Source organism: Streptomyces sp. XY006, from assembly GCF_002237655.1.
In the GTDB taxonomy this organism is placed as follows: domain Bacteria; phylum Actinomycetota; class Actinomycetes; order Streptomycetales; family Streptomycetaceae; genus Streptomyces; species Streptomyces levis.
In genome coordinates this window covers 1-23328 of record NZ_NOKT01000001.1, presented here as the reverse complement: position 1 = coordinate 23328, position 23328 = coordinate 1, and the positions used below count along the sequence as shown (strand labels likewise).

General features: G+C 71.9%; 26 protein-coding genes. 14 read left to right on the top strand and 12 right to left on the bottom strand.

All coding sequences use genetic code 11. The features are described from left to right. Positions 1-133: 133 nt before the first annotated feature. Both CHR28_RS00125 and CHR28_RS00120 read left to right on the top strand, forming a co-directional pair. Positions 134-844 (top strand): TetR family transcriptional regulator, encoded by a 711-nt coding sequence (locus tag CHR28_RS00125; protein WP_094051307.1) that lies wholly within the window; start codon positions 134-136, stop codon positions 842-844. 150 nt (positions 845-994) lie between these two features. After that, complete coding sequence (locus CHR28_RS00120) at positions 995-1408, top strand: Zn-ribbon domain-containing OB-fold protein (RefSeq protein WP_094051306.1); 414 nt, start codon at positions 995-997, stop codon at positions 1406-1408. A 53-nt stretch (positions 1409-1461) separates the two neighbouring features. On the opposite strand, the gene CHR28_RS00115 is transcribed toward CHR28_RS00120, so the two are convergent. Together CHR28_RS00115 and CHR28_RS00110 are read right to left on the bottom strand one after the other, a co-directional pair. After that, complete coding sequence (locus CHR28_RS00115) at positions 1462-1848, bottom strand: PPOX class F420-dependent oxidoreductase (RefSeq protein ID WP_094051305.1); 387 nt, start codon at positions 1846-1848, stop codon at positions 1462-1464. Between the two features lie 10 nt (positions 1849-1858). Continuing rightward, entirely contained in the window at positions 1859-3058 is a 1200-nt protein-coding gene (locus CHR28_RS00110; protein WP_094051304.1) for a MalY/PatB family protein, read from the bottom strand. 24 nt (positions 3059-3082) lie between these two features. On the opposite strand from CHR28_RS00110, the gene CHR28_RS00105 reads away from it, so the two are divergent. After that, on the top strand, positions 3083-4081 hold the full coding sequence (locus tag CHR28_RS00105) for a hypothetical protein (protein WP_094051303.1): 999 nt from the start codon (positions 3083-3085) through the stop codon (positions 4079-4081). Between the two features lie 112 nt (positions 4082-4193). Beyond that, positions 4194-5549 (top strand): S1 family peptidase, encoded by a 1356-nt coding sequence (locus tag CHR28_RS00100; RefSeq protein ID WP_094051302.1) that lies wholly within the window; start codon positions 4194-4196, stop codon positions 5547-5549. A gap of 73 nt (positions 5550-5622) precedes the next feature. Here the strand turns inward: CHR28_RS00100 and CHR28_RS38040 are convergent, their stop codons facing one another. The 3 genes from CHR28_RS38040 to CHR28_RS00085 all read right to left on the bottom strand — a co-directional run bounded on the left by CHR28_RS38040 (position 5623) and on the right by CHR28_RS00085 (position 7592). After that, positions 5623-5853 carry a hypothetical protein gene (locus CHR28_RS38040; RefSeq protein ID WP_256984043.1) on the bottom strand — a complete coding sequence of 77 codons (231 nt, stop codon included), beginning with the start codon at positions 5851-5853 and terminating at the stop codon, positions 5623-5625. A gap of 295 nt (positions 5854-6148) precedes the next feature. Continuing rightward, on the bottom strand, positions 6149-6334 hold the full coding sequence (locus CHR28_RS00090; protein WP_094051301.1) for a hypothetical protein: 186 nt from the start codon (positions 6332-6334) through the stop codon (positions 6149-6151). Between the two features lie 100 nt (positions 6335-6434). Beyond that, positions 6435-7592, bottom strand: coding sequence for an ROK family transcriptional regulator (locus CHR28_RS00085; RefSeq protein WP_094051300.1), 1158 nt, complete (start codon positions 7590-7592; stop codon positions 6435-6437). Positions 7593-7758: 166 nt separating this feature from the next. On the opposite strand from CHR28_RS00085, the gene CHR28_RS00080 reads away from it, so the two are divergent. Genes CHR28_RS00080 through CHR28_RS00065 form a run of 4 tightly spaced genes read left to right on the top strand, consistent with a single transcriptional unit; the run spans position 7759 to position 12241 of the window. Continuing rightward, the gene (locus tag CHR28_RS00080; RefSeq protein ID WP_094051299.1) at positions 7759-8724 is read left to right on the top strand and encodes a carbohydrate ABC transporter permease; all 966 of its coding nucleotides are present in this window, start codon (positions 7759-7761) and stop codon (positions 8722-8724) included. Positions 8725-8743: 19 nt separating this feature from the next. Continuing rightward, positions 8744-9667, top strand: coding sequence for a carbohydrate ABC transporter permease (locus CHR28_RS00075; RefSeq protein WP_094051298.1), 924 nt, complete (start codon positions 8744-8746; stop codon positions 9665-9667). Between the two features lie 10 nt (positions 9668-9677). After that, positions 9678-11027: an ABC transporter substrate-binding protein gene (locus tag CHR28_RS00070; RefSeq protein WP_094051297.1), complete on the top strand. Its 1350-nt coding sequence runs from the start codon at positions 9678-9680 to the stop codon at positions 11025-11027. A 14-nt stretch (positions 11028-11041) separates the two neighbouring features. Continuing rightward, positions 11042-12241, top strand: coding sequence for a Gfo/Idh/MocA family protein (locus CHR28_RS00065; RefSeq protein WP_094051731.1), 1200 nt, complete (start codon positions 11042-11044; stop codon positions 12239-12241). Positions 12242-12272: 31 nt separating this feature from the next. Here CHR28_RS00065 and CHR28_RS00060 read toward each other — a convergent pair whose 3' ends face one another. Then, a complete protein-coding gene (locus CHR28_RS00060) occupies positions 12273-12968 on the bottom strand; it encodes a L,D-transpeptidase family protein (RefSeq protein WP_094051296.1) in 696 nt (231 codons plus the stop codon). A 281-nt stretch (positions 12969-13249) separates the two neighbouring features. On the opposite strand from CHR28_RS00060, the gene CHR28_RS00055 reads away from it, so the two are divergent. From CHR28_RS00055 to CHR28_RS00045, 4 genes are all read left to right on the top strand, one after another. Then, positions 13250-14299 (top strand): glycosyltransferase, encoded by a 1050-nt coding sequence (locus CHR28_RS00055; protein WP_218829453.1) that lies wholly within the window; start codon positions 13250-13252, stop codon positions 14297-14299. A 75-nt stretch (positions 14300-14374) separates the two neighbouring features. Then, positions 14375-14548 carry a hypothetical protein gene (locus CHR28_RS37620; protein WP_179272261.1) on the top strand — a complete coding sequence of 58 codons (174 nt, stop codon included), beginning with the start codon at positions 14375-14377 and terminating at the stop codon, positions 14546-14548. Between the two features lie 58 nt (positions 14549-14606). Next, entirely contained in the window at positions 14607-15242 is a 636-nt protein-coding gene (locus tag CHR28_RS00050) for a class E sortase (protein WP_094051294.1), read from the top strand. Beyond that, entirely contained in the window at positions 15242-15964 is a 723-nt protein-coding gene (locus CHR28_RS00045; RefSeq protein WP_094051293.1) for a TetR/AcrR family transcriptional regulator, read from the top strand. The genes CHR28_RS00050 and CHR28_RS00045 overlap by 1 nt, the downstream gene beginning before the upstream one ends. A gap of 25 nt (positions 15965-15989) precedes the next feature. Here the strand turns inward: CHR28_RS00045 and CHR28_RS00040 are convergent, their stop codons facing one another. The 3 genes from CHR28_RS00040 to CHR28_RS00030 form a co-directional block, all read right to left on the bottom strand. Then, positions 15990-16904: an SDR family oxidoreductase gene (locus tag CHR28_RS00040; protein WP_094051292.1), complete on the bottom strand. Its 915-nt coding sequence runs from the start codon at positions 16902-16904 to the stop codon at positions 15990-15992. Positions 16905-16994: 90 nt separating this feature from the next. Continuing rightward, positions 16995-17624, bottom strand: coding sequence for an MBL fold metallo-hydrolase (locus CHR28_RS00035; protein WP_094051291.1), 630 nt, complete (start codon positions 17622-17624; stop codon positions 16995-16997). Further along, positions 17624-18709 carry an S-(hydroxymethyl)mycothiol dehydrogenase gene (locus tag CHR28_RS00030; RefSeq protein ID WP_094051290.1) on the bottom strand — a complete coding sequence of 362 codons (1086 nt, stop codon included), beginning with the start codon at positions 18707-18709 and terminating at the stop codon, positions 17624-17626. The genes CHR28_RS00035 and CHR28_RS00030 overlap by 1 nt, the downstream gene beginning before the upstream one ends. 161 nt (positions 18710-18870) lie before the next feature. Here CHR28_RS00030 and CHR28_RS00025 point away from each other — a divergent pair, with 161 nt between their 5' ends. Beyond that, positions 18871-20625, top strand: coding sequence for an ABC transporter ATP-binding protein (locus CHR28_RS00025; protein ID WP_094051289.1), 1755 nt, complete (start codon positions 18871-18873; stop codon positions 20623-20625). A 57-nt stretch (positions 20626-20682) separates the two neighbouring features. On the opposite strand, the gene CHR28_RS00020 is transcribed toward CHR28_RS00025, so the two are convergent. Then, a complete protein-coding gene (locus CHR28_RS00020; protein WP_094051288.1) occupies positions 20683-20970 on the bottom strand; it encodes a hypothetical protein in 288 nt (95 codons plus the stop codon). 140 nt (positions 20971-21110) lie between these two features. On the opposite strand from CHR28_RS00020, the gene CHR28_RS00015 reads away from it, so the two are divergent. Next, on the top strand, positions 21111-21476 hold the full coding sequence (locus CHR28_RS00015; protein WP_094051287.1) for a nuclear transport factor 2 family protein: 366 nt from the start codon (positions 21111-21113) through the stop codon (positions 21474-21476). Positions 21477-21512: 36 nt separating this feature from the next. Here CHR28_RS00015 and CHR28_RS00010 read toward each other — a convergent pair whose 3' ends face one another. Then, positions 21513-22559, bottom strand: coding sequence for a CU044_5270 family protein (locus CHR28_RS00010; protein ID WP_094051286.1), 1047 nt, complete (start codon positions 22557-22559; stop codon positions 21513-21515). Next, on the bottom strand, positions 22552-23112 hold the full coding sequence (locus CHR28_RS00005; RefSeq protein ID WP_094051285.1) for an RNA polymerase sigma factor: 561 nt from the start codon (positions 23110-23112) through the stop codon (positions 22552-22554). The genes CHR28_RS00010 and CHR28_RS00005 overlap by 8 nt, the downstream gene beginning before the upstream one ends. Positions 23113-23328 lie beyond the last annotated feature (216 nt).

Below are 23328 nucleotides of genomic sequence, written 5' to 3'. Positions count from 1 at the left end.
TCCTGCCCCTGGATACGCGGCCGCGCCGCCGGAAGCTCAAACGGCCGGCCGGCCGGGGCCGGAGAGCACTCAGTACCTCCCTGAGGGTGCACCGAGTGCCATACCGGACCTCGCGGGTGCTACGTTCCGGGGCATGAGCGCCGACAAAGCCGGTCCGGGCCACGGAAAGCCGACCATGCGGGACGCCCTGGTGGCGGCGGCCTTCCGGTTGTTCCTGGAGCGGGGGTACGAGCAGACCACCGTCGACGACATCGTGGCGCTCGCCGGCGTCGGACGGCGCTCCTTCTTCCGCTACTTCCCCTCCAAGGAGGACGTGGTCTTCCCCGACCACGAGCGGTGCCTGGCCGACATGACGGCCTTCCTGGCGGCGAGCGCGGACGACGACGAACCCGTACGCCGGGTCTGCGACGCGGCCCGGCTCGTGCTGCGGATGTACGCCGAGAACCCGACGTTCTCCGTGCAGCGCTACCGCCTCACCAAGGAGGTTCCGGGGCTGCGCGCCTACGAACTGTCGGTGGTGTGGCGCTACGAGCGGGCCCTCGCGGCGTACCTGCGCCGGCGGTTCGCGGCGCGGCGGGACGGCACCCTGCGGGCCGACGTGATCGCGGCGGCGGTGGTCGCCGCGCACAACAACGCGCTGCGCTCCTGGCTGCGTTCGGACGGGCGCGGCGAGGCGAACGCCGCGATGGACCACGCGCTGGCGTACGTGCAGTCCGCCTTCGGCGGCACACCGGTGCCCCCGGCCGTGGAGCAGCCCGAGGACGTGGTGGTCGTCGTCTCGCGGCGCGACGCGCCGCTGTGGCGGGTGGTGCAGGAGATCGAATCGGTGATGGGGCGGCCCTGAGGGCCGACATTGAGGGTACGGAGTGCCTTTACGAGTGGCACTGAGTGCCATACTCTGTGCTGCGTGCACGGTGGCACGGCGAACCGCGCACGCGTGTGCGCGGGTGACCGCGCCCGCGCAATTCCGGCCGAGTGCAGGGAGTTGACCAGCGTGTACCACCACTCAGGAAGCGTCACTCAGCAGGCCGCCGGCTCCGCGACGGGTCTGCTCGAAACCAGGAGCGCGGACGCCGACGCCATCCTCTTCCAACGCTGCACCTGGTGCGGCACCGCCATGTACCACCGGCTGCTGTGTCCGGTCTGCCGGGGCTCCGACCTGCGCACGGAGCGCAGCGAGGGCACGGGCACGGTGCGCCACTCCACCGTGGTGCACCGCAACACGCCCGCCGCGCGCAACGTGTCCCTGGTCGAGATGTCCGAGGGGTTCGTCGTGCGTGGCCGGGTCATGGGCCCGCCCATCGGGATCCACAGCGGGGACCGTGTGCGGCTGTCCACGGCCAAGGACCCGGTCCGCGGCGAGCCGGTCTTCCAGCTGCTGGACGAGCCGTACCGGGCCTGGAGCTGACGTCCCCTCACGCCGCGCGCGGCTCGGGAACAGGTCGTCCTCGGCGGTGAGGGTCAGGGTGCGAGCACGATCCGCAGGCCGACCGTGCCGTCCGCGCCCCGGCGCAGCCGGCTGCCGAGCAGCGTGAGGCGGCCCATCAGGCCGTACTTGCGGGCGATGAGCTTCCGGTACCGCGCGGTGGTGTCCGGGTCGCAGATCTCCGCCGTGGCGGGCACCTGCGCACCGGTGGGGTTGCCGCGCAGGTCGCAGGGGCCGACCAGGACGTCGGCGCGGTTGCGGATCCGCTTGACCTTCCAGGAGTCGGCCACCGTCCAGACGCCGAGCGCGTCCCCGTCGCGCACCACCCAGACGGGGGTGGCGACCGGCGTGCCGTTCTTGCGGTAGCTGGTGACCAGCAGGTACTTGCCCGCGCCCAGTCCGTCCAACGCCCTGTCGTCCATGGCGGGCAGTCTACGGGTGCCGCCCGGGCCTCAGGACCCGCGCGAGCGCCATTCTGCGTACCGCCTCGGTGAGCACCTCGGGCGAGGCCGCCAGATTGAGCCGGGCGTGCCCGGCCCCGCCGGTGCCGAAGGGCGGGCCGGAGGTGAGGGCGACGCGGCCACGGCGCAGGAAGACGTCCGCGGGGTCGTCGCCGAGGCCGAGCCCGCGGCAGTCGAGCCAGGCCAGGAAGGTGGCGTCGCCCGGCCGGTAGCGGATCTCGGGCAGGTGCTCGGCCAGCAGCCGCGCGAGCAGCCGCCGGTTGGCGTCGAGGCCGGTCAGCAGCGCGTCCAGCCAGGTGCCGCCGTCGCGCAGGGCGGCCGTGTGGGCGATGATGCCGAGATGGCTGGGGCCGTGCCCGACCTCCCCCGGCATGCGGGCCAGGTCGGCGGCGGCGCCGGGCCCGGCGATCGCGAGGGCTGCCTTCAGCCCGGCCAGGTTCCAGGCCTTGGAGGCCGACATCAGCGACAGGCCCCGCTCGGCGCCCGGCACGCTCAGATAGGGGACGAAGCCCGTGCCGCCGAGGACGAGCGGGGCGTGGATCTCGTCGACGACGACCCGCACGCCGTACCGCTCGGCGAGTGCGGCGACGGCGGACAGCTCCCCGGCCGTGTGCACGGTGCCGGTCGGGTTGTGCGGGCTGCACAGCAGGAAGGCGACCCGCCCCCCGTCCGAGACGGCCCGCCGGAACGTCTCCTCCAGCACGTCGAGGTCGAGGCGCCCGTCCGCCCCGAGCGGCGCCTCCACCACCCGCCGGTCCAGGTGCGCGACGAAGTCGTGGAACGGCGGGTACACCGGCGGGTTCACGACCACCGCGTCCCCGTACCCGGTGACCAGCTTGAGCATCTCGACCACGCCCAGCATGACGTCGGGCACGATCGCGGTGCGCTCCACGGCGATCCCGTCCCAGTTCCACCGCTCGGCGGCGAAGCCGGCCAGGGCTTCCGCGTAGGCGGTGCCGGCGGGATAGCCGGTGTCGCCGAGCTCCAGTGCGCCGGTGACGGCACGGACGACGGGCTCGGCGAGCGGCACGTCCATCTCGGCCACCCACAGCGGCAGCACGTCCTCGGAGTGGGCGCGCCACTTGACGCTCGTGCGGCGCCGGAGCTGTTCCAGGGTGAGGACCTGCAGCGGATTCCGTTCACCGGACGTCTCGTGCGGGATCCTGGTCATGGGCACACGATAGGGGGCTGCGCGGTGAGCGGGAATCGTGAGGACGGGGAGCAGGACGGGACGCAGGGCGCCGTCCTGGAGATCGCCTGCGACGAGTCCGGGTCGGACGGCGAGAACCTCACGGGCGGGAACACGGACGTGTTCGCGCACGGCAGTGTGGCGTTGTCCGTCGCGTCGGCCGCGGCGGCCGTGGAGGAGATCAGGGACCGGATCCGCTCCCCCGCGGAGGAGTACAAGGCGAACCATCTGCTGCGGGAGAAGCACCGGGCGGTGCTGGAGTGGCTGCTCGCGCCACAGGGGCCGGTCCACGACCGGGCGCGGGTGCACCTCATGGAGAAGTCGTACTTCGTGGTGGAGCGGGCCGTCGGCGTGCTGCTCGACGACGCGGCCGGGGCTCCGGCCTTGTTCCGCGCGGGACGCGCCACCTTCGGGGGCGAGGGCTGGCGGGCCTTCCTGGAGGCCGCCAACCGGCTGCTGCGGGTCCGCGACCACGGCGACCCGGTGGACGCCTTCTACGGCACCGTCGACGCCCTGCGCCGCGCGCACCCGGGCACGGAGGCGGCCCGGTTCCTCGCCCGGCTCGCCGCGACCCGGGCCCGCGCGGAGGCCTATCGGGCGGGGTTCCTGGACGGTCCGCCGCTGATCCCGGTGCTCAATCCGCTGCTCCCGGCGATCGTGCGGACGGCCGAACTATGGAGCGCGGACGGGCGGCCGGTCCGGCTGGTGCACGACCGGCAGAACATGCTCACCCCGGACCGCATCGCGTGGATCGAGGAGGCGGCCCGCCAGGCCGGGGTGGCCCTGGCCGGGCTGCGACTGGTCGTGGCACGGGACGACGCCCGGGTGCAGGTGGCGGACTTCCTCGCCGGCATCGCCCGCAAGATCGCCTCCGACGAGCTGAACGGACGCGGGGACCCGGAACTCACCGCCCTGCTGCGGCCCTACGTCGACCCCGGCTCGGTGTGGGGTGACGCGCGCAGCGGGGCCCTGCTGGCCGCCCCGGTGGCCGGCCGGGCGAATTGATCACGCACGCGGTGAACGCCGCGCGGCCCGGCCGCGTATGGGAGGAAGGGTGCTCAACTGACGGAGGGCCCCGCGGTGTTCGCACCGCGCTGTTCGGGTTCGGGAGCCATGCATGAGGCACGCACGACGACGGGTCGTCCGGCGAGTGACACGGCTGGCGGCCGTCGGCGGACTCCTCCTCGGAGGAGCGATGGTCACACGCGCCGTGGCGAGCGAGCCTCCCGACCCGTCCATCGGCGTCCCCTACACGGCGAAGCCGGCCGGCGGCACGGGCACCGACCTGGTGTCCCGGCTCGGCGCCTCCCGCACGGCCGGCAGCTGGGTGGACGCGGCCGGGCGTCCGGTCGTCGCGGTCACCGACGAGAAGGCCGCCGCGGAGGTCGAACGGGCCGGAGCCCGGGCGAAGATGGTCGACCACAGCATGAAGGACCTCAAGTCGGCCGCGGCGACGCTGCGTTCGGCCCCCCGGGTGGCCGGCACCGCCTGGGCCCTGGACTACAAGAGCAACCAGGTCGTGGTGCGGGGCGACAGCACGGTCTCGGCCTCCGACTGGTCCCGGCTCACCGACGTCGCGGAGGGCATCGGCGGCTTCGTGCGGATGGAGCGCACCGAGGGCACGTTCACGACGCGGCTCAACGGGGCGGAGCCGATCCTGTCGACCGCGGGGCGCTGCTCGGCGGGGTTCAACGTCACCGACGGCAAGAGCGACTACATCCTCACGGCCGGGCACTGCGGGCCCGACGGCTCCCTCTGGTTCGCCGACGACCGGGGCCGCGAGCAGGTCGGCACCTCGCTGCGGGGGAGCTTCCCGGGTGACGACTACTCCCTGGTGAAGTACGACGGCGGGCGCGCGGGACAGGGCGCGGACGTGGTGTCGGTCGGCGGCGGCAAGGGGGTGCGGATCACGGGCCTGGCCGATCCCGAGGTCGGGCAGAGGATCTTCCGCAGCGGCAGCACCAGCGGGCTGCGCCAGGGCGAGGTGACCGCCCTCAACGCGACGGTCAACTACCCCGAGGGCACGGTCACCGGGCTCATCGAGACCAATGTGTGCGCCGAACCCGGGGACAGCGGCGGCCCGATGTTCGCCGACGGGGTCGCGCTCGGCGTGACGTCGGGCGGCAGCGGTGACTGCGTGGCGGGCGGCACGACGTTCTTCCAGCCGGTGACGAAGGCGCTGACCGAGCTGGGCGTCAAGCTGATCGTGGCCAAGCAGGCCGGGGGCGGTACGGGTGCGGCGCCCGCGCCGTCGGCCTCGCAGGGCGCCGCCGCGGCCTCGCCCGGCTCGTCGGCGCCGGTGTCGGGCGCGGACGTGTCGTCGCTGCTGAGCCGGCTCACCGACCCGCGCAACGTGGGCCCGGGCATGCTGGTCATCGCGGGCAGCCTGGTGGCCCTGGTGGCGACCCGCTGGATCCGGGCGGAGCAGGACCGCAAGGCGTATCGGCAGTACTACTCGGCGACTTGGGGATGAGACCGGGCCGGGCCCGTCGCCTCTCATCCCAGGGTGAGCAGCACCGTCGCCACGGCGGCGCCGAGCAGCCCCGTCACCTGGCGGGGGTGACCCGCTCGCCCGGCAGAGCGAGGCCGAGGACGACGGGCAGCGCCGGGTAGAGCGAGGTGAGGACGACCGCCACGGCCGGCAACTGCCGCTGCGCGGCGAGGAGACAGAGCACGAGGCCGAGGGCCGCCCCGGCTCCGACGGGGACGGCCTGAAGGCAGCGGACCGCCGGCAGCCGCAGCGTACGGGCGTGCCGCACGGCGCCGGGCAGCAGCACGAGACGGCGCGGGCAGCAGCACGAGGACGGCGGCGACCCGGCCGCCGGCGGCGACGGGCCACAGGCCGCTGCCGGCACCGGCCTGGCCGAGCGTGAGGTACTGCACCGCGACGCCCGTGACGGCACTCACGGGCACGACGACGCTCTCCCCCAGCACCACGGCTCAGGCCACGGCTGAGGAACCGCATGGCGGCGGCGCTGTCGCAGACGACGGCCGAGGACGGTGCGAGAAGGGCACCCATTGGATCAGAGGTGCCCCGGGACGAGGGTCCGGAGCGTCAGCGGGACCGGGCGGTCAGGCCGCCGGCGCCGACTGCGGGGCCGCGGCGGCCCACTCCAGGACGAGGCGCTGGTACTCCTCGCGCTGCTCGACGCTCAGTGTCCCGCCCGATCGGCGCCACAGGGCCCGGATCTCCTCGTTGACCTCGTCAGCCGATCGCTCGGAAGAGGGTTCAACAGTGGTGGACATGCTGTGAAGCATACGTCTCCGAAGGTGAAGACGATGTGAGTAATCACGAGCCAAAGGGGCATTACGGACAGTGTTGCTGATCACGTCCATGTCCCGGTAAACGTGAGCCTGTTCACGCTTCGGCCGATCCCAGCACCAGCACCTGGATGGCCAACACGGCGGCGCCGCGCGCCCAGTCGTGGAAGTCGGACACCTTCGTCTCCAGGTCGACCGGAGCGGCCAGCGGGTGACGGTGGTCACGGATGGTCTCCTCGACCGTCTTGCCCGCCACGTCCATCAGCCCGACCCCCTCCCCCGCGAGCAGGATCCTCTGCGGCATCACGAAGTTGGAGATCTGCGCGACGAGCGTGCCCAGGGCGCGTGCCGCCTCCTCGACGACCCGGGCGGGCATCGGCTCCCCGGCGGCGGCGAGCTCGAGGATCTCCTCGTAGCTGCGGTCGCGGCCGGTGGCGGCCCGGATCTGGTAGCGGATGTTGGGGATGGTCAGCAGCGAGACGGCGCTGCCCCGCCGGCCGTCCGGGGTGAGCGGGCCGTTGGGGTCGACGATCCAGTGGCGGCCGAAGCCGCGGTCCTCCTCGGCGAAGGGCACGCGCTTGCCGCCCAGCACGAGCCCGTAGCCGAGGCCGGCGCCGATGGTGAGGACGACGAAGCGGTCCAGGCCGCGCCCGGCACCGAACCAGGTCTCGGCCTCGACCAGCGCCGCGACGTCGTTCTCGACGACGACGGGCAGTCCCGTGCGCTGTCCGACGAGTTCGGCGAGCGGCACGTCCCGCCAGAGCAGGAAGGGCGACTCCCCCACCACGGCCCGGTCCTGCACGAAGCCGCCGACCCCGATGCCGATGCCGGCCGGCCCCGGGTGCGCCGCGGCCAGCTCGGCCGTCATCGCGGCGAGCAGGTCGGCGACCCCGGCCGGATCGTGGGTGGTCAGCGGGCGGTCGTGGCGGGCCACGATATGGCTGCGCAGGGTGGTGACCACGCCGTAGACCATGTCCTCGGTGATCTTGAAGCCGAGGAAGAACCCGGAGTCGGCGACGACGTCCAGCGGCTGGGAGGGGCGGCCCTGGCGCACCTCCGCCGCCCCCGCCTCGGGCACCTCGACCAGCAGGCCCGACTCGATCAGCGGCTTGGTCAGGCGGGTGAGGCTGCCGGCCGACAGGCCCAGCCGCCGGGCGAGTTCACTGCGCGACAACGGGCCGTTCACGAGCACCTCGATCGCCACCGAGCGTTCCCCCTGGCTCAGCGGCAGCCAGCTGGCGGCGCCTGTGGTCATGAACGTCGGCTCCCCTCACTTTTTTTCGCACCAAAATTAACATGAGCACTCTAAGGCGATGTCGGTTCCTGCGAAAAGATGTTTGCACCCCTCTTGACGCAGCAATTGTTCCGCACCAAAAGTAAGTCCGCCAGAGGACGAGCCGCCGCAGCGAGGGAGTCTCCCGATGACCATCGCCTCCAGCAGCCCTCCGTCGCGTCTGCCCACGGGCGCCGCGGCCGAGGTCCGCAGCAGGACCGGACCACCACCAGGCGGGGCCGGGGAGGACCGCGGGGACGGGCGGCTGGCCGCGCTGTTCATCGCGCCGGCGCTCCTCGGCTTCCTGGTCTTCCTGCTCTGGCCGACCCTGCGGGGCGTCTATCTGAGCTTCACCCGCTACAACCTGCTGACACCGGCGCAGTGGGTGGGCCTGGACAACTACGTCCGCATGGTCAACGACCCGATCTTCTGGAACTCCCTGTGGGTCACCGTCGAGTACGTCGTCATCAACATCGGCGTCCAGACGGCCGCGGCGCTCGCCATCGCCGTGCTGCTCCAGCGGCTGACGCGGTCGGCGGTGCTGCGCGGCATCGTGCTCACGCCGTATCTGATGTCCAACGTCGTGGCCGGTCTGGTCTGGCTGTGGCTCCTGGACACCCAGCTCGGCATCGGCAACGAGATCATCGGCGCGGCCGGACTCGACCGCGTCCCGTTCCTCGCCGACGAGACCTGGGCGATCCCGACGATCGCGCTGATCAACGTGTGGCGGCACGTCGGGTACACCGCGCTGCTGCTCTTCGCCGGTCTGCAGGCCATCCCGGACGACATGTACGAGGCGGCCCGGGTGGACGGCGCGAGCGAGTGGCGGATGTTCTGGCGGATCACCATGCCGCTGCTGCGGCCGGTCCTCGCGGTCGTGCTCATCATGACGGTGATCGGCTCGTTCCAGGTGTTCGACACCGTGGCCGTGACCACCGCGGGCGGTCCGGCGAACGCCACCAACGTCCTGCAGTACTACATCTACGGCTCGGCGTTCGGCCGCTTCCAGTTCGGCTACGCCTCGGCCATGTCCGTCGCCCTGCTGGCCGTGCTGAGCGCGATCACCGTCCTGCAGTACCGGCTCACCCGGGCCGGCCGGACCGACCTCGGCTGACGGAAGGGAGACACCGGCCATGACCGCCGTGACGACAACGACGCCGGCGCGGGTGCGACCGGCCCGGCGCGCCTTCCCCTTCGGGCGGGCCGTCGCCTGGACCGTGATGGGACTGATCGTCCTCGTCACCCTGCTGCCGTTCTACTGGATCCTGCGCACGGCGCTCTCCAGCAACGCGGGCCTCGGCGCCGACCCGACCGACCCGCTGCCGGTGGGTCTCACCCTCGGCGGGTTCGAGCGGGCCCTGGGCCTGCAGTCCGCCGAGGAGGCGATCGCGCAGGGCGGCGCGGGCGGCGGGCTGGACTTCTGGCGCTATCTGCTCAACTCCGTGCTCGTCTCGACCCTGATCACCGGCTGCCAGATCTTCTTCTCGGCGATGGCCGCCTATGCCTTCGCGCGGCTGCGCTGGCGCGGACGGGACGCGGTGTTCGGGCTGTTCCTGGCCGGGATGATGGTGCCGGCCATCTTCACGCTGCTGCCGAACTTCGTCCTCGTCAAGCAACTGCACCTGGTGGACACGCTCCTGGGCATCGCCCTGCCGACGATGTTCATGACCCCGTTCGCGGTGTTCTTCCTGCGCCAGTTCTTCCTGAACATTCCCCGGGAGGTGGAGGAGGCCGCGCTGCTCGACGGCGCCGGGAAGGTCAGGATCTTCTTCCGGGTGGTGCTGCCGATGGCCTCCACACCGCTCGTGACGCTGGGCGTGCTGACGTACATCACCTCCTGGAACGACTACTTCTGGCCGCTGATGGTCTCCTACAGCGACAGCTCCCGCGTGCTGACCGTCGCACTGGCGATCTTCCGGGCGCAGACGCCGGCGACCGGCGTCGACTGGTCCGGGCTCATGGCCGCGACGCTCATCGCCGCGCTGCCGATGCTGGTGCTGTTCGCCTGCTTCGCCCGGCGCATCGTCAGCTCCATCGGCTTCACCGGGATCAAGTAAGGGGACTGTGATGCGAATTCGTCTGCGTACGCTCGTCGCGGCGACCGGAGCGCTGGCGCTTTCCCTCGTCAGCGGATGCGCGCAAGGGGGCGCCGCCGGATCCTCCCCGGGCACCGTTACCTACTGGCTCTGGGACGCCAACCAGCTGCCCGCCTACCAGGCCTGCGCGAAGGGGTTCGAGCGGGAGAACCCCGGACTGAAGGTGAGGATCACGCAGTTGGGCTGGTCCGACTACTGGACCAAGCTGACGGCCGGGTTCATCGCGGGCACCCAGCCGGACGTGTTCACCGACCACATCCAGAACTTCGGCCAGTACGCCGATCTGCGGGTCCTCGAACCGTTGGACGACCTCGGGATCGAGGACTCCGACTACCAGCCGGGCCTCGCCGCCAACTGGGTCGGCAAGGACGGGCACCGCTACGGCGCCCCCAAGGACTGGGACACCGTCGCGCTGTTCTACGACGCGAAGATGGCGAAGGACGCCGGTCTCACCGCCGAGCAGCTGAACAGCCTGTCGTGGAACCCGAAGGACGGCGGCACCTTCGAGAAGGCCATCGCCCGCCTGACGATCGACCGCGACGGCAGACGGGGCGACGAGCCGGGCTTCGACCGGAACAACGTCAAGGTGTACGGACTGGCCACCAACGGCGGCGGCTTCGGCGACGGCCAGACCCAGTGGAGCACCTTCGCCGCCTCCGCCGGCTGGTCCTACCTGGACAAGCCGCGCTGGGGCACGAAGTACCAGTACGACAGCAAGACCTTCCAGTCGGTCATCCGCTGGTACTTCGGTCTGGCGAAGAAGGGCTACATGCCTGAGCTGTCCGACTACAACGTCCAGTCCAACCAGGCCAACACGCAGGTCGCGGCGGGCAAGGCGGCCACCGCCTTCGACGGGGCCTGGATGATCTCCACGTACGCCGGTTTCAAGGGCAGGGACATCAGGACGGCCGTGACACCGGCCGGCCCCACCGGAAAGCGGGCCACCATGATGAACGGCCTCGCCGACTCCGTCACCAGGGCGTCCAAGAACAAGGCGGGCGCCAAGAAGTGGGTGGCGTACCTGGCCTCGGACAAGTGCCAGAAGGTCGTCGGCCGGCACGGCGTCGTCTTCCCCGCCACCAGGGCCGGGACCGAGGCGGCCGTCGCCGCGTACCGGAAGAAGGGGATCGACGTCTCGTCGTTCACCGAGCCGGTCGCCGACAAGAAGAACTTCCGGACCTTCTCCTACCCGATCGCCAGCTACTCGGCGGACATGACGGCTCTCATGACCCCTGCCATGGAGGACATCTACGGCAACGGGAAGCCCGTGAGCAGCCTCGACGAGACCAACGACCAGATCAACCTCATCCTCTCCCAGTGAAGGGCACGCGTTCCATGACGTTCTCCCTCGGCATCGTCGGCGCCGGACAGTTCTCGGGCCAGTTCGCCACCCTGTTCCAGGCCCATCCCGGCGTCAACGCGGTCTACGTCACCGACCTGCTGCCCGAGCGGGCCGAACGGCTCGCCGCCGCGCAGTCGCTGGCCGGCACCTTCCCGTCGTACCAGGCCATGCTGGAGTCGGAGGACGTCGACGCGGTCGCGATCTTCACACAGCGGTGGACGCACGGGCCGCTGGTCCTCCAGGGGCTCAACGCGGGCAAGCACGTGTACTCGGCGGTTCCCATGGCCATCAGCACGGAGGAGATCGCGGCGATCATCGACGCGGTCAAGGCCACCGGGCTGACCTACATGATGGGCGAGACGAGCGAGTACAACCCGGCCACCGTGCACGCCCGCAACCAGATCGCCGAGGGCGCCTTCGGCCGGCTCTTCTACGCCGAGGGCGACTACGTCCACGACATGGATCTCGGGTTCTACGAGGCCTACCAGTACAGCGGCGGCGAGAACTGGAAGGCCACCGCCAGCTATCCCCCGCTGCTCTACCCGACGCACGCGGTCGGCGGGGTGCTGGGCGCCTGGCGGACGCACGCGGTCAGCGTCTCGGCGATCGGGGTCGTCGACGACCGGGGCGACGGCGTCTTCGACAAGGAGATCAGCCAGTTCGGCAACGACTTCTCCAACGCCACCGCGCTGTTCGAGGTGGCGGGCGGCGGCTCGTTCCGCACCAACGAGTTCCGGCGGGTCGGCTACCCCTCGCACATACGGGAGTCGCGTTTCCGGTTCTTCGGCACCGAGGCGAGCATGGAGCAGCTCGCCACGGTCGCCCTGTGGCAGGACAAGCTGGGGGTGAAGGACATCAGCGAACTGCTGGAGCCCAAGCCCACGATGGCCCCGGACGACCCCTCGCTGCAGCACATCGCGCCGGAGCTGCGGGCCGCCTTCACGTCCGGGTCGGCACCCGTGCACGACCGCGCGCGCCTGCCGAGGGAGTTCGACCACCTCCACAACGGTCACGAGGGCAGCCACCACTTCCTGGTGGACGACTTCGTGACCGCCGTCAACGAGCGCACCCTGCCGTCGGTGAACGCGTGGGTGGCCGCCCGCTACACCTTGCCGGGCATCATCGCGCACGAGTCGGCGCGGCAGGGCGGGGTCCGGCTGGAGATCCCGGACTTCGGGGACGCGCCGCAGTAGGGCGGGCCCGGAGCGAGCCGGGTGCCCGGTATCAGGTGCCCGGCTTGCGGCCGTAGACGAAGACGTCGTCGCCCTTCTTCAGCATGGACCAGTACTTCTTTGCGTCGGTCTTGGTCATGTTGACGCAGCCGCGCGAGCCCGGCGGGTTCCACATGCTGACGTTCGCCTGGTGGAAGGCCTGGCCGCCGTCGAAGAACTGGGCGTAGGGCATCGGCACGTCGTAGATGGACGAGACGTGGTCGATGTTGCGCCAGTAGATCTTCTTCAGGCCGGTACGGGTCTCGTCGCCGTCACGGCCGGTGCGGACCGGGACGGGGCCGTAGACGAGCTTCTTGCCGTCCTGGATCCAGCTCAGCTGGAGCGTCAGGTTCACACAGGCGATCCGGCCCTTGTTCACCGGGCACTTGCCGTCCTTGTTGGGGTTCTTGCCGACGGCCTTCTGCTTCTGCATCAGGTCCATCACGCCCCAGGTGACGGATCCGGCGTAGCCGATGTTCGGGGAGATGCCGTGCTTGGTCTGGAAGGCCTTGATGGCCTTGCAGTCGGCGGCGGACTGCTTGCCGTCGACCGGACGGCCCAGGAACTTCTCCACCTGCTTCTGGTACGGGCCGGTCTGCGTGGTGCAGCTCGCCGCGGCGGCCGGCGTGGCGCCGAGCGCGAGCGTGAGCGGTGCCACCAGTGCGGTGAGCCCGAGTGCGACGGCACCCCGTCTGCGTACGTCCCCCATGGCTGGTCATGCCCCTTCACGGAAGTGGTCTGCGATGTCTGCCAGCTAGACGGCCGTGAGGGGCCTCCGGTTGTGCCCTCCGCCCCGCCGGGACGGAACAGTGACATTCGCCATGCGACAGGGGCCTGAACGAAAGAGAAGAAAGGTACACAGGCCTACACATAGTGCGTAAGTTGCACTCATAGGCTTACAAGGTAAACTTACGTACATCACGCAGTAATCCCCCCGGCGCGTCGGAGCAAGTGATGATCGAGACGCCTCCACCCCCAGCACCGCCTCGGGTGACCGTGCTCGTGCCGGCCTACCGGGAGGTGGACTCGCTCCCCCAGGTGCTGGCGGCGCTGCACCGGCAGACGCGTCCGGCGGACCGCGTCGTCGTGACGCTCGATCCGCACCGGGACAGCGGGCGGACCGCGGAGCTCCAGCGGATCGCCCACGAGGCGGGGGCCGAGGTCTGGCATTCGTCCGGCAACCGGTACAAGAAGGCCGGCAACCTCAACGGCGCCCTGGACAGGCTGCTGCCGGAGGCCTCCGATCAGGACGCGATCCTCGTCCAGGACGCCGACACCTGTCTGGACCCCCACTTCATCGAGGTCACCCTCAGGAAGATGGAGCATGGCTACGGCGCCGTCGGCGGCAACTTCCGCGGCCGGCCCGGCGGCAGGCTCTGCGGCGCGTTCCAGCGCAACGAGTACGCCCGGTACGCACGGGACACGGCCCGCAAACGGGGCAAGGTGCTGTGCCTGACGGGTACGGCCTGCCTCTTCCGGGCCGGCGCCCTGAAGGACGTCCTCGCGGCGCGCGCGTCGGGCCGCCTCCCTCCGGCTCAAGGCGTCTACGACACGAAAGCGCTCACGGAGGACAACGAACTCACCCTGGCCCTCAGGCACCTCCACTACCGCATCGTCGCCCCCGCGCGGGCGACCATGACCACCGAGGTCATGGAGACCTGGCGGGCCCTCGCCAAGCAGCGGCTGCGCTGGAAACGCGGCGCGCTGGAGAATCTGATCGACTACGGCCTCACCCGCTACACCGCGGAGGGCTGGGCCCGGCAGATCCTGGCCTTCCTCGGGGCATCCGTCTCCGCCGCCTACGTGGGTTCCGTGATCTGGTTCCTCGCCGTCGGCTCCGGCATGAGAATCGCTCCGTTCTGGATCGCCTTCACCGCCTTCTACGCCGTCGAGCGCGCGATCACGGTCAAAGCGCGGGGCTGGCGCGTATCGGTCGCCTCGATGCTGGTCCTTCCCGAGTGGTGCTACGACCTGTTTCTCCAGGGCGTGCACATGCGCGCCCTGGCGGACACGGCCCTGCGAAGGGACCGCAGCTGGTGAACACGAACGTCGCACGGAAGAAAGACCGCACAGAGAGATCCGCACAGGAAGTCAGCACAAGGAAAGGACAAGGTCATGGCGAACTATGGAGGCGCGGGCACCACGGCCGGCGGCGCCGGCGGCGCGGGACTGCTGCCGGTCACCGGCGGCCCCGGCAGTGTCTGGTTCTGGATCGTCGTCTTCGTTCTGGTCGCGGCGGGCTGCGCCGCCCTGCGGCTGATCCCGCGCAAGGTCAGGGACGACGCCTGACAAAGGTCGCCCAGGCGGGGCCACGGCAGTGGCCCCACCGCTCCTCGGGAGGTCGGTCATGAGAAGGGTGATCCGCCTCCTGAGCTTCGGCCTGATCCTCGCCGGCCTGGCCCTGGGCGGCTTCAAGGTCTTCCAGGACCGGCAGTCCGAGGACGCCTACGACCACAGCCAGCAGGCCCTGCGCGGCCAACTGCGGCAGTCGGCCGCCCCACGGGACGTCCCGGTCGAGGAGGAGAAGCCCCCAGCGCTTCGCGAGGGAGAGGCCCTCGCCGTGCTGCGCGTTCCGCGCTTCGGGCCGCACTACGCGCCCGTGATCGTCGAGGGCGTGTCCCGGAAGGCACTCGAGAAGGGCCCGGGGCACTTCCCCGGGACGGCCCAGCCGGGCGAGATGGGCAACTTCGCGGTGGCGGGGCACCGGACGGGGTGGGGAGAGCCCTTCCACCGGCTCCCGGAACTGACGAAGGGCGACAGGATCGACGTCGAGTGGAAGCGGACGACCTACACCTACCGGGTCACCCACAGCAAGGTCGTGGAGCCCTCCGACGTGGGTGTCCTGCTGCCCGTCCCCGGCAGGCCCGGGGCCCGCCCCGACAAGGCCCGGATCACGCTGATCACCTGCACGGACCGCGGCTGGGACGGCTCGTACGTCCACCGGTTCGTCGTCTGGGGAGAGCTGGAGAGGACGGGCAGGTGATGGCGCGCGACGAGGGGCCGGGCGCCGACGACGACGGCCGCCCCGGCAGGCTCAGCCGTGAGCGGGTGCTGGCCACCGCCCTCGAACTGGTCGACCGCGAGGGCCTGTCCGCCCTGACCATGCGTCGTGTGGGCGCCGAACTCGGCGTGGAGGCCATGTCGCTGTACCGCTACGCGCCCGGCAAGACCGCCCTGCTCGACGGAGTGGTGGAGGCCCTCTTCCTGCAACTGGAGGACCGTCTCGCCCGCGCCCCCACCCCTGAAGCGGCCGCCCGGGCCGGGACGCCCGCGTGGCGGGCCGAACTGCATCGCGTCGCCCTCGTCACCTACCAGGTCTGTCTCGACCACCCCCAGGGCCTGCCACTGATCATCACGCGCATGACCGAGGTGCCGCTGGCCCGTGGAGCGCCGGCGGTGCTCAGGGATCAGGAGCGGGTGCTCGACGCCCTGGCGGACGCGGGCTTCGACGACGCCCGGTCCGTCCCGGTCCTGCGCGCCTTCACCGCCTGGGTCCTCGGATACGTGTCGGTGGAACTGCGGGCCATGGTGGACAACCCCGACGAGCCCGACCCGGCGTTCCGGCTCGGGCTGTACCGCATGTCGTTCCGGGAGGTGCCCCGGCTCCGGGCGACCGCCCCGGCCCTGGCCGAGCGGGGCGGGCCGGAGGGCCTGGCCGCCGGACTGGACGCCCTGCTCGACCACTTCATCGCCCTGCGGCGGTGACGGCGGCCGGCGGCGCGCCCCGCCGTCAGCGGTACCCGGTGGTGTCGGCGGGCTTGCCGGCGTCCTGGACCTCGACCAGGTAGCGCCAGGCGTCCGGGCGGCTGCCGTCGAGGTCCGTGAAGCCGTACTCCCGGGCCAGGCCGCCGCTGGAGAGGGAGGTGCCGTTGAAGCGGGCCACGTCCGGGTCGGCGGCCAGCGCGGTCACCGCCCGGCCCACATAGCGCGGGGTCTCCGAGATGGCGAAGTGCGGGACGCGTTCCAGGGCGTCGCGCCAGTTGTCCTCCCGTACCCCGAAGGTGTCGAGCATCAGCTCCGAGCGCAGCCAGCCGGGGGTGAGGGCGACGGCGGTGGCGCCGCGCGGGCCGAGCTCGTGCCCGAGGGCGAAGGCCATGCGCAGGACGGCGCTCTTGGCGAGGTCGTAGAAGAAGTTCACGCGGTAGTGGTCGCCGTTGTAGTCGGCGGTGCCGTCGGTGACCTCGACGACCAGGCCGCCGGGGTTGCGCAGCAGCAGGGGCAGCGCGTGATGGCTGGTGATCGCGTGTGTCTCGACGGCGAGGCGGAGCAGGCGCAGGCCCTTGTCCAGGTCGTGCTCCCACAGCGCGGAGTCCCACTCGAAGAGCTTCTCGCCGCCCCAGATGTCGTTGACGAGGACGTCGAGGCGGCCCTGCTCGTCCGCGATGCGGTCGACCAGGGCGCGCACCTGTGCCGGGTCGAGATGGTCGGTGGGGACCGCGATGCCCCGGCCGCCGGCCTCGGTGACCAGGTCGGCGGTGTCCTCGATGGTCTCCGGCCGGTCGTACTCCGAGCGGCGTTCGCGGGTGGTGCGGCCGGTCACGTAGACGGTGGCGCCGGCCGCGCCGAGTTCGACGGCGATTCCCCGCCCTGCGCCCCGGGTCGCCCCAGCGACCAGTGCGACCTTGCCCTTGAGCGGAGCTGACATGTCCGGCCTCCCGTGCCCTCGACTGTGTGCCGGTCTCAGGGTGCCGGGTAAGCCGGACATCTTCTGTCGCCTTTTCACGGCGACACGCGATCAGTGGCCCCGGTCGATCCACTCCTGGAGGTGCGGGGCCTCCGCGCCGATGGTCGTGGAGTCGCCGTGGCCGGTGCGGACGATCGTCTCGGGCGGCAGGGTGAGCAGCCGGTCGCGGATCGAGTCGATGATCGTCGGGAAGTGCGAGAAGGACCGGCCGGTGGCGCCGGGGCCGCCCTGGAAGAGGGTGTCGCCCGTGAAGACGGTGCCCAGGCCCGGGTCGTACAGGCACACCGCGCCCGGCGCGTGCCCCGGGGTGTGGATCACCCTGAGGTCGGCGCCGCCGGCCTCGATGACCTGGCCGTCGACCAGCCAGGCGTCGGGCTCGCGGTCGGGGTGGGTCTGCTTCCACAGCGGCAGGTCGTCGTGGTGCAGCCAGATGGTGGCGCCGGTGCGCTCGGCGAGCGCGGGGGCGGCGTCGATGTGGTCGTTGTGGGCGTGCGTACACACGATCGCCGTCAGGCGGCGGTCGCCGACGGCCTCGGCGATGGCGTCGGCGTCGTGGGCGGCGTCGATGACGACCGCCTCGTGGTCGTCGCCGACGATCCACACGTTGTTGTCGACGTCCCAGGTGCCGCCGTCGAGGCTGAACTGGCCGGAGGTGACGAGGTGTTCGACGCGGACGGCCATCACAGCACCACCACCGAGCGCAGCACGTCGCCCTGGTGCATCCGCTCGAACGCCTTCTCCACCTCGTCCAGCCCGATGGTCTCGGTGACGAACGCGCCGAGGTCCAGGCGTCCTTGCAGATGCAGGTCGATCAGCATGGGGAAGTCCCGGGAGGGCAGGCAGTCGCCGTACCAGGAGGACTTCAGGGCCCCGCCGCGGCCGAAGACGTCCAGCAGGGGCAGTTCGAGCTTCATCTCGGGGGTGGGCACGCCGACGAGGACGACCGTGCCCGCGAGGTCACGGGCGTAGAAGGCCTGCTTGTAGGTCTCCGGGCGGCCGACCGCCTCGATGACGACGTCGGCGCCGAAACCGCCGGTCAGTTCGCGGATGGCCTCGACGGGGTCGGTCTCGCGCGAGTTGACCGTGTGGGTGGCGCCCATGGAGCGGGCGGTCTCCAGTTTGCGGTCGTCGATGTCGACGGCGATGATCGTGCCCGCTCCGGCCAGGTGCGAGCCGGCGATGGCCGCGTCGCCGACACCACCGCAGCCGATGACGGCGACCGAGTCGCCCCGGCCGACGTTGCCGGTGTTGAGGGCGGCGCCGATGCCGGCCATCACGCCGCAGCCGAGCAGCCCGGCCACCTGCGGGGCCACGGCCGGGTCGACCTTGGTGCACTGCCCGGCGGCGACCAGCGTCTTCTCGGCGAAGGCACCGATGCCGAGGGCCGGGGACAGCTCCGTACCGTCGGTCAGGGTCATCTTCTGCCGCGCGTTGTGCGTGTCGAAGCAGTACCAGGGCCGCCCGCGCAGACAGGCCCGGCACCTGCCGCACACCGCGCGCCAGTTCAGGACGACGAAGTCGCCGGGCTCGACGTCGCTCACGCCGTCGCCCACGGCCTCCACCACACCCGCGGCCTCGTGGCCGAGCAGGAACGGGAACTCGTCGTTGATGCCGCCCTGCTTGTAGTGCAGGTCGGTGTGGCACACGCCGCAGGCCTGGACGCGCACGACCGCCTCGCCCGGGCCGGGGTCGGGCACCACGATGGTCTCGATCCGCACCGGCTCGTCCTTGCCGGGTGCGATCACACCGCGTACTTCCTGCGCCATGCGCTGACTCCTTCGTCGGCCGGGGTCCGTTCCCTCCGACCCTACGCGCGACCGATCGGTAACGGGCGCGGATCGGTCACCTGTCTCCCTGGGAAAAGGGCAGGCCGCACGGGTCGGCACGGACGTAGCCTGAACGCTCCGCCGGACGCCGAAGGAGCGACGTGAGCATCGCAGAGACCCACCCCGCCCCACCCCCGTGGCGGCTGCTCCTCGGCTATGTACGGCCGCACCGCCGGGCGCTGGTCGTCGGCGCCGTGCTCTCCCTCGTCACCGGGGCGACCGGGCTGCTGCTGCCGCTCGTGGCGCGGGGCCTGATCGACGACCTGGCGCACGACCGGGCCATCACCGGTGCCCTGCTGGCGATGTCCGGCCTGGTGGTGGCCAACGCGGCGGTGGGCGCGCTGGGTTCGTATGTACTGCAGCGGACCGCCGAGTCGGTGGTGCTGGGCGCGCGGCGCGCCCTGTCGTCGTATCTGCTGCGGCTGCGGATACCGGCCGTGGACCGCAGCGAGCCCGGGGACCTGATGGCCCGCATCACCTCCGACACGACCCTGCTGCGCGCGGTCACCACCGACTCCCTCGTCGGCCTGGGCACGGGCGGGCTGACCCTCGCCGCGACGGTGGTGATGATGGGCCTGGTGGACGCCGTGCTGCTGGGCGTGACGCTGGCGGTGATCCTGTGCGCGGGTGTGGTCCTCGGCGTGATCGTGCCGCGCATCAACAAGGCGAGCCGGCAGGCACAGGACGCGGTGGGCGTCATGGGTGCCTCGCTGGAGCGGATCCTCGGCGCGCTGCGCACGGTGAAGGCCTCCGGCGCGGAGCACCGCGAGGAGATCACGCTGCACGAGGCGGCGCAGGAGTCGTGGCGGCAGAGCGTGCGCGCCGCCAAGTGGTCGGCGGCCGCGGGCAACACGGCCGGACTGGCCATGCAGATCGCCTTCATCACCGTGCTCGCGGTGGGCGGCGCGCGCGTCGCGACCGGCGCCGTCGACGTGGGCACCCTGGTGGCGTTCCTGCTGTACGTGTTCTATCTGATGTCGCCGATACAGCAGGTCGTAGGGGCCGTCACGCAGTACCAGACGGGCGCCGCGGCCCTCACCCGGATCCAGGAGGCGCTGAGCCTGCCGGCCGAGCCCGCCGCCGCGCCGGCGCCGCTGCCCTCCCCCGGCACCGAGCCCGCGGCCGTCGCCTTCGACGACGTGTACTTCCGCTACGCCGACGACCTGCCCCACGTCCACCACGGCGTGACGTTCGCCGTCCCCGCGCAGGGCATGACCGCGTTCGTGGGTCCGTCCGGCGCGGGCAAGACCACCGTGTTCTCGCTGATCGAGCGGTTCTACGAGCCCGACTCGGGGATGATCACGCTCGACGGCCGGGACCTCGCCGACTGGGAGCTGCCCCGGCTGCGTGCCGCGATCGGCTACGTGGAGCAGGACGCGCCGGTCCTGTCGGGTTCCCTGCGGGACAACCTGCTGCTGGGGCAGCCGGACGCGGACGAGGACGCCCTCGCCCGGGTGCTGAAGACGACCCGTCTCGACGGGCTGGTCGCCCGGCTGCCGGACGGCCTCGACACACTCGTCGGGCACCGCGGCACCAAGCTGTCGGGCGGTGAGCGGCAGCGTGTCGCCATCGCCCGGGCCCTGCTGCGGCGGCCCCGGCTGCTGCTGCTCGACGAGGCGACCTCGCAGCTGGACGCGGTGAACGAGGCGGCGCTGCGCGACACCGTCGCGGACGTGGCCCGGACGACGACGGTCCTGGTCGTGGCGCACCGGCTGTCCACGGTGACGATGGCCGACCGGATCGTGGTGATGGACGCGGGCCGGGTCCGGGCCGTGGGCACGCACCGCGAGCTGGTGACGGCCGACCCGCTCTACGCGGAGCTGGCGGCGACGCAGTTCCTGGCCGCCTCGGACTGAGCCCGGGCACGGGTGAGGGCCGCCCGGCGCGGGGCGGCCCTCATACGGACGCGGCCGTCAGCGGACGTTCGGGAGGAAACCGAAGACCGGGGAGACCAGGCCGACGACCTGGTTCAGCTGGTCGAGGTCGTTGAGGCGGTTGAGCCCGGCCAGCTGCGAGGAGGGCCGCGGGATCTCGTCCTTGTGCTCGGCGGGGATGTCGCTCACGGTCAGCGAGTCGAGCGTGGCCATCGGGCTGAGCGGGCTCTTCGCCTCGGCGTCGGCCGCCTGCGCCATCGGCGCGGCGAGGCCGGTGACCCCAGCGGCGAGACCAACGGCGGCGACGATACGTCGTGTTGAGATCATGTATGGGGCAACGCGCCCGGGCCCCCGGCGGACACGGGCGGGCCGCGCCGCTCACCCGTCAGGCCCAGCGTCCCCAGCGCTTGCCGGGGCCGCCGGGCGGGAGGAGGCTCAGGAGGAGAGACCCTGCGAAGGAGGTCACCATGGGAACCGCCGCAGACCCCGCCTTCGACAAAGAGACACTCCGCCGTGGCCTGGAGGGAGAGAACCCCGAGATCCTGCTCTCCCTCTACGCCGACGACGCCGAGATGCGGATCGTGGACCACACGACCCAGCCCAGCCACCCCAAGGTGCTGCACGGCCGGGACGAGATCGGCCGGATGCTGGAGGACGTCTACAGCCGCGACATGTCGCACAAGCTGGAGCGCTGTGTGATCCAGGGCGACGAGGCGGCCTACAGCGAGAGCTGTCAGTACTCCGACGGCGTGCGCGTGCTGTCGGAGTCCATGCTGTCGCTGCGGGACGGCAAGATCGCCGAGCAGACCCTGGTGCAGGCCTGGGACGAGTAGAGGGCGCCCCGGCGGCTCGGTGCGCCCGGGGCGCGATCAGCGCATCCAGGCGCTGTACGCCATCACGGCCCCCTTGTCGACGCCGTACCGGGGGTCGGGCGCGGTGAGGGTGCTCTCCAGGCCGAGGACGGCGCCGGTGGCCGGGTCCATGATCAGCATGCGGCGGACACCGTACGCGTCGTCGGTCACGTAGGCCTGGCCGCGCCGGCCCAGCCGGTCGGTGACCCGGCCTGCCGGTCGCAGCCCCTCGGTGCCGGCCAGGAGCCGGGCGAGCGCCGCGCTCTCCCGGGCGCCGAGCGTCCAGTGGTCCAGCAGCGTGGCCACGGCGTCCAGCAGCTGGGGCGTGGTCAACGGGGTGCCGGTGTACTGAGCCTGGGTCAGGTAGGCGCGCAGCCGGTCCGGTGTGCGGGGCGGGGGTGACTGGGGCGGGGCGCCGCTCCAGCTCGGCGGGTAGGTGCGGTCGTGCAGGACGTGGCCGTCGCCGACGAGCCGGGGCACGCCGTCTGCGTCGGAGAGGACCGGGCGGCCGGGGTACCGCGGGTCGGTCGCCACGACGAGTTCGGTGCGGCTGCCGTCGGGCCGCCAGCGCACCAGGCGCTCCTCGGGCAGGGTGACCGGCGGCGCGTCGTCCGACATGCCGAGGCTCCAGGACCGCACATGGGTGCCCTTGCGCAGCCGGGGTGCGCCGTGGGCCCCGGCCAGGGCCGCCGCGCGCTCGGCCAGCCGGTCCAGGGGCACGGGTGCGGAGCCGGTCTCGATCACCAGGGGGCGGGGCGCGGCGACCGCGGGCGGAGCACTCGGGCCGCTCAGCAGCAGTCCGAGCGTCAGTGCGGCGACGAGGGCTGTGGCAAGCAGCCCCCAGGCAAGGCGCAGCCGCCCCGGGCCCAGCAGCGACGGGACCACCGGACGGCCGGACCACCGCTTACGCTCCTCCCCTTCACGCCCGGCGGCCCGTTCGTCGGCTCCGGTCAGGAGCCGTTCCAGTCGGTGCTCGGCGTGTGGGTTCAGGGGGCCGTCGGGGAAGCGGGGGCCGTGGGCGGGTACCGGGTCGGCGCTGCGCAGCAGGTCGAGTTCGTCAGCCATGGCCGTGTTCCTTCGGGACGGTCACGCGGGGATGCTCGGTGAGGGCGGGTACGGGGCGCATACGGTCGATCTCCGCTCTCAGGCGGCGCCGCGCCCGGTGCAGCCGCATGGACGCGGCCCGGCTGCCGCAGCCGAGGGCGACGGCGATCTCGTCCACGCCGAGTTCCTCCCAGGCCGCGAGGCGCAGCACCTCCTGGTCGGCCGGGGAGAGCCGGGCGAGGGCCTCGTGCACCCAGCCGCCGGGGGTGTCGGCCTCGGGGCCCGCCGCGATGTGCCGGCCGTGCGCGGTGTCGTCGTTGCCGAGCCGGTCGACGAGCCGGCGGCGGCGCCCGTGCCCGCGTACCGCATTCGCCAGGCAGTTGCGCGCCACGCCGTACAGCCAGGGCAGGGGGGTGTCCGGCAGGTCGGCCCGGCGGCGCCAGGCGACCGTGAACACCTCCGCCACCACTTCCTCCACCTCACCGGCCCGCCCGTCCAGTCGCCGTGCGACATAGCGGCTGACCGCCCAGTAGTGCTCGCGGTAGGCAGCGGCGAAGATCTCGTCGTTGCTCATGTCCCGTTCGTGTCCGGCACCTTCCCGATCGTCACACCCGGTTCGCGTGACGCTCGTCGCGCCCCTGAAGTGTGACGCCCGGGCGGGGTCGGGACACAGGCGGGGCATGAGGCACCTGAAATGGCTGACGACCACGGACCACAAGACGATCGGCACGCTGTACCTGGTGACGTCGTTCGCGTTCTTCGTCATCGGTGGCGTGATGGCGCTGTTCAT

Bases quoted from the DNA above. Each gene is read 5' to 3' on its own strand.
- CHR28_RS00125 (WP_094051307.1), top strand. From the start codon at position 134: ATGAGCGCCGACAAAGCCGGTCCGGGCCACGGAAAGCCGACCATGCGG.
- CHR28_RS00115 (WP_094051305.1), bottom strand. From the start codon at position 1,848: ATGGACGACAGGGCGTTGGACGGACTGGGCGCGGGCAAGTACCTGCTG.
- CHR28_RS00110 (WP_094051304.1), bottom strand. From the start codon at position 3,058: ATGACCAGGATCCCGCACGAGACGTCCGGTGAACGGAATCCGCTGCAG.
- CHR28_RS00100 (WP_094051302.1), top strand. From the start codon at position 4,194: ATGAGGCACGCACGACGACGGGTCGTCCGGCGAGTGACACGGCTGGCG.
- CHR28_RS00090 (WP_094051301.1), bottom strand. From the start codon at position 6,334: ATGCTTCACAGCATGTCCACCACTGTTGAACCCTCTTCCGAGCGATCG.
- CHR28_RS00085 (WP_094051300.1), bottom strand. From the start codon at position 7,592: ATGACCACAGGCGCCGCCAGCTGGCTGCCGCTGAGCCAGGGGGAACGC.
- CHR28_RS00080 (WP_094051299.1), top strand. From the start codon at position 7,759: ATGACCATCGCCTCCAGCAGCCCTCCGTCGCGTCTGCCCACGGGCGCC.
- CHR28_RS00075 (WP_094051298.1), top strand. From the start codon at position 8,744: ATGACCGCCGTGACGACAACGACGCCGGCGCGGGTGCGACCGGCCCGG.
- CHR28_RS00070 (WP_094051297.1), top strand. From the start codon at position 9,678: ATGCGAATTCGTCTGCGTACGCTCGTCGCGGCGACCGGAGCGCTGGCG.
- CHR28_RS00065 (WP_094051731.1), top strand. From the start codon at position 11,042: ATGACGTTCTCCCTCGGCATCGTCGGCGCCGGACAGTTCTCGGGCCAG.
- CHR28_RS00060 (WP_094051296.1), bottom strand. From the start codon at position 12,968: ATGGGGGACGTACGCAGACGGGGTGCCGTCGCACTCGGGCTCACCGCA.
- CHR28_RS37620 (WP_179272261.1), top strand. From the start codon at position 14,375: ATGGCGAACTATGGAGGCGCGGGCACCACGGCCGGCGGCGCCGGCGGC.
- CHR28_RS00050 (WP_094051294.1), top strand. From the start codon at position 14,607: ATGAGAAGGGTGATCCGCCTCCTGAGCTTCGGCCTGATCCTCGCCGGC.
- CHR28_RS00045 (WP_094051293.1), top strand. From the start codon at position 15,242: ATGGCGCGCGACGAGGGGCCGGGCGCCGACGACGACGGCCGCCCCGGC.
- CHR28_RS00040 (WP_094051292.1), bottom strand. From the start codon at position 16,904: ATGTCAGCTCCGCTCAAGGGCAAGGTCGCACTGGTCGCTGGGGCGACC.
- CHR28_RS00035 (WP_094051291.1), bottom strand. From the start codon at position 17,624: ATGGCCGTCCGCGTCGAACACCTCGTCACCTCCGGCCAGTTCAGCCTC.
- CHR28_RS00030 (WP_094051290.1), bottom strand. From the start codon at position 18,709: ATGGCGCAGGAAGTACGCGGTGTGATCGCACCCGGCAAGGACGAGCCG.
- CHR28_RS00020 (WP_094051288.1), bottom strand. From the start codon at position 20,970: ATGATCTCAACACGACGTATCGTCGCCGCCGTTGGTCTCGCCGCTGGG.
- CHR28_RS00015 (WP_094051287.1), top strand. From the start codon at position 21,111: ATGGGAACCGCCGCAGACCCCGCCTTCGACAAAGAGACACTCCGCCGT.
- CHR28_RS00010 (WP_094051286.1), bottom strand. From the start codon at position 22,559: ATGGCTGACGAACTCGACCTGCTGCGCAGCGCCGACCCGGTACCCGCC.
- CHR28_RS00005 (WP_094051285.1), bottom strand. From the start codon at position 23,112: ATGAGCAACGACGAGATCTTCGCCGCTGCCTACCGCGAGCACTACTGG.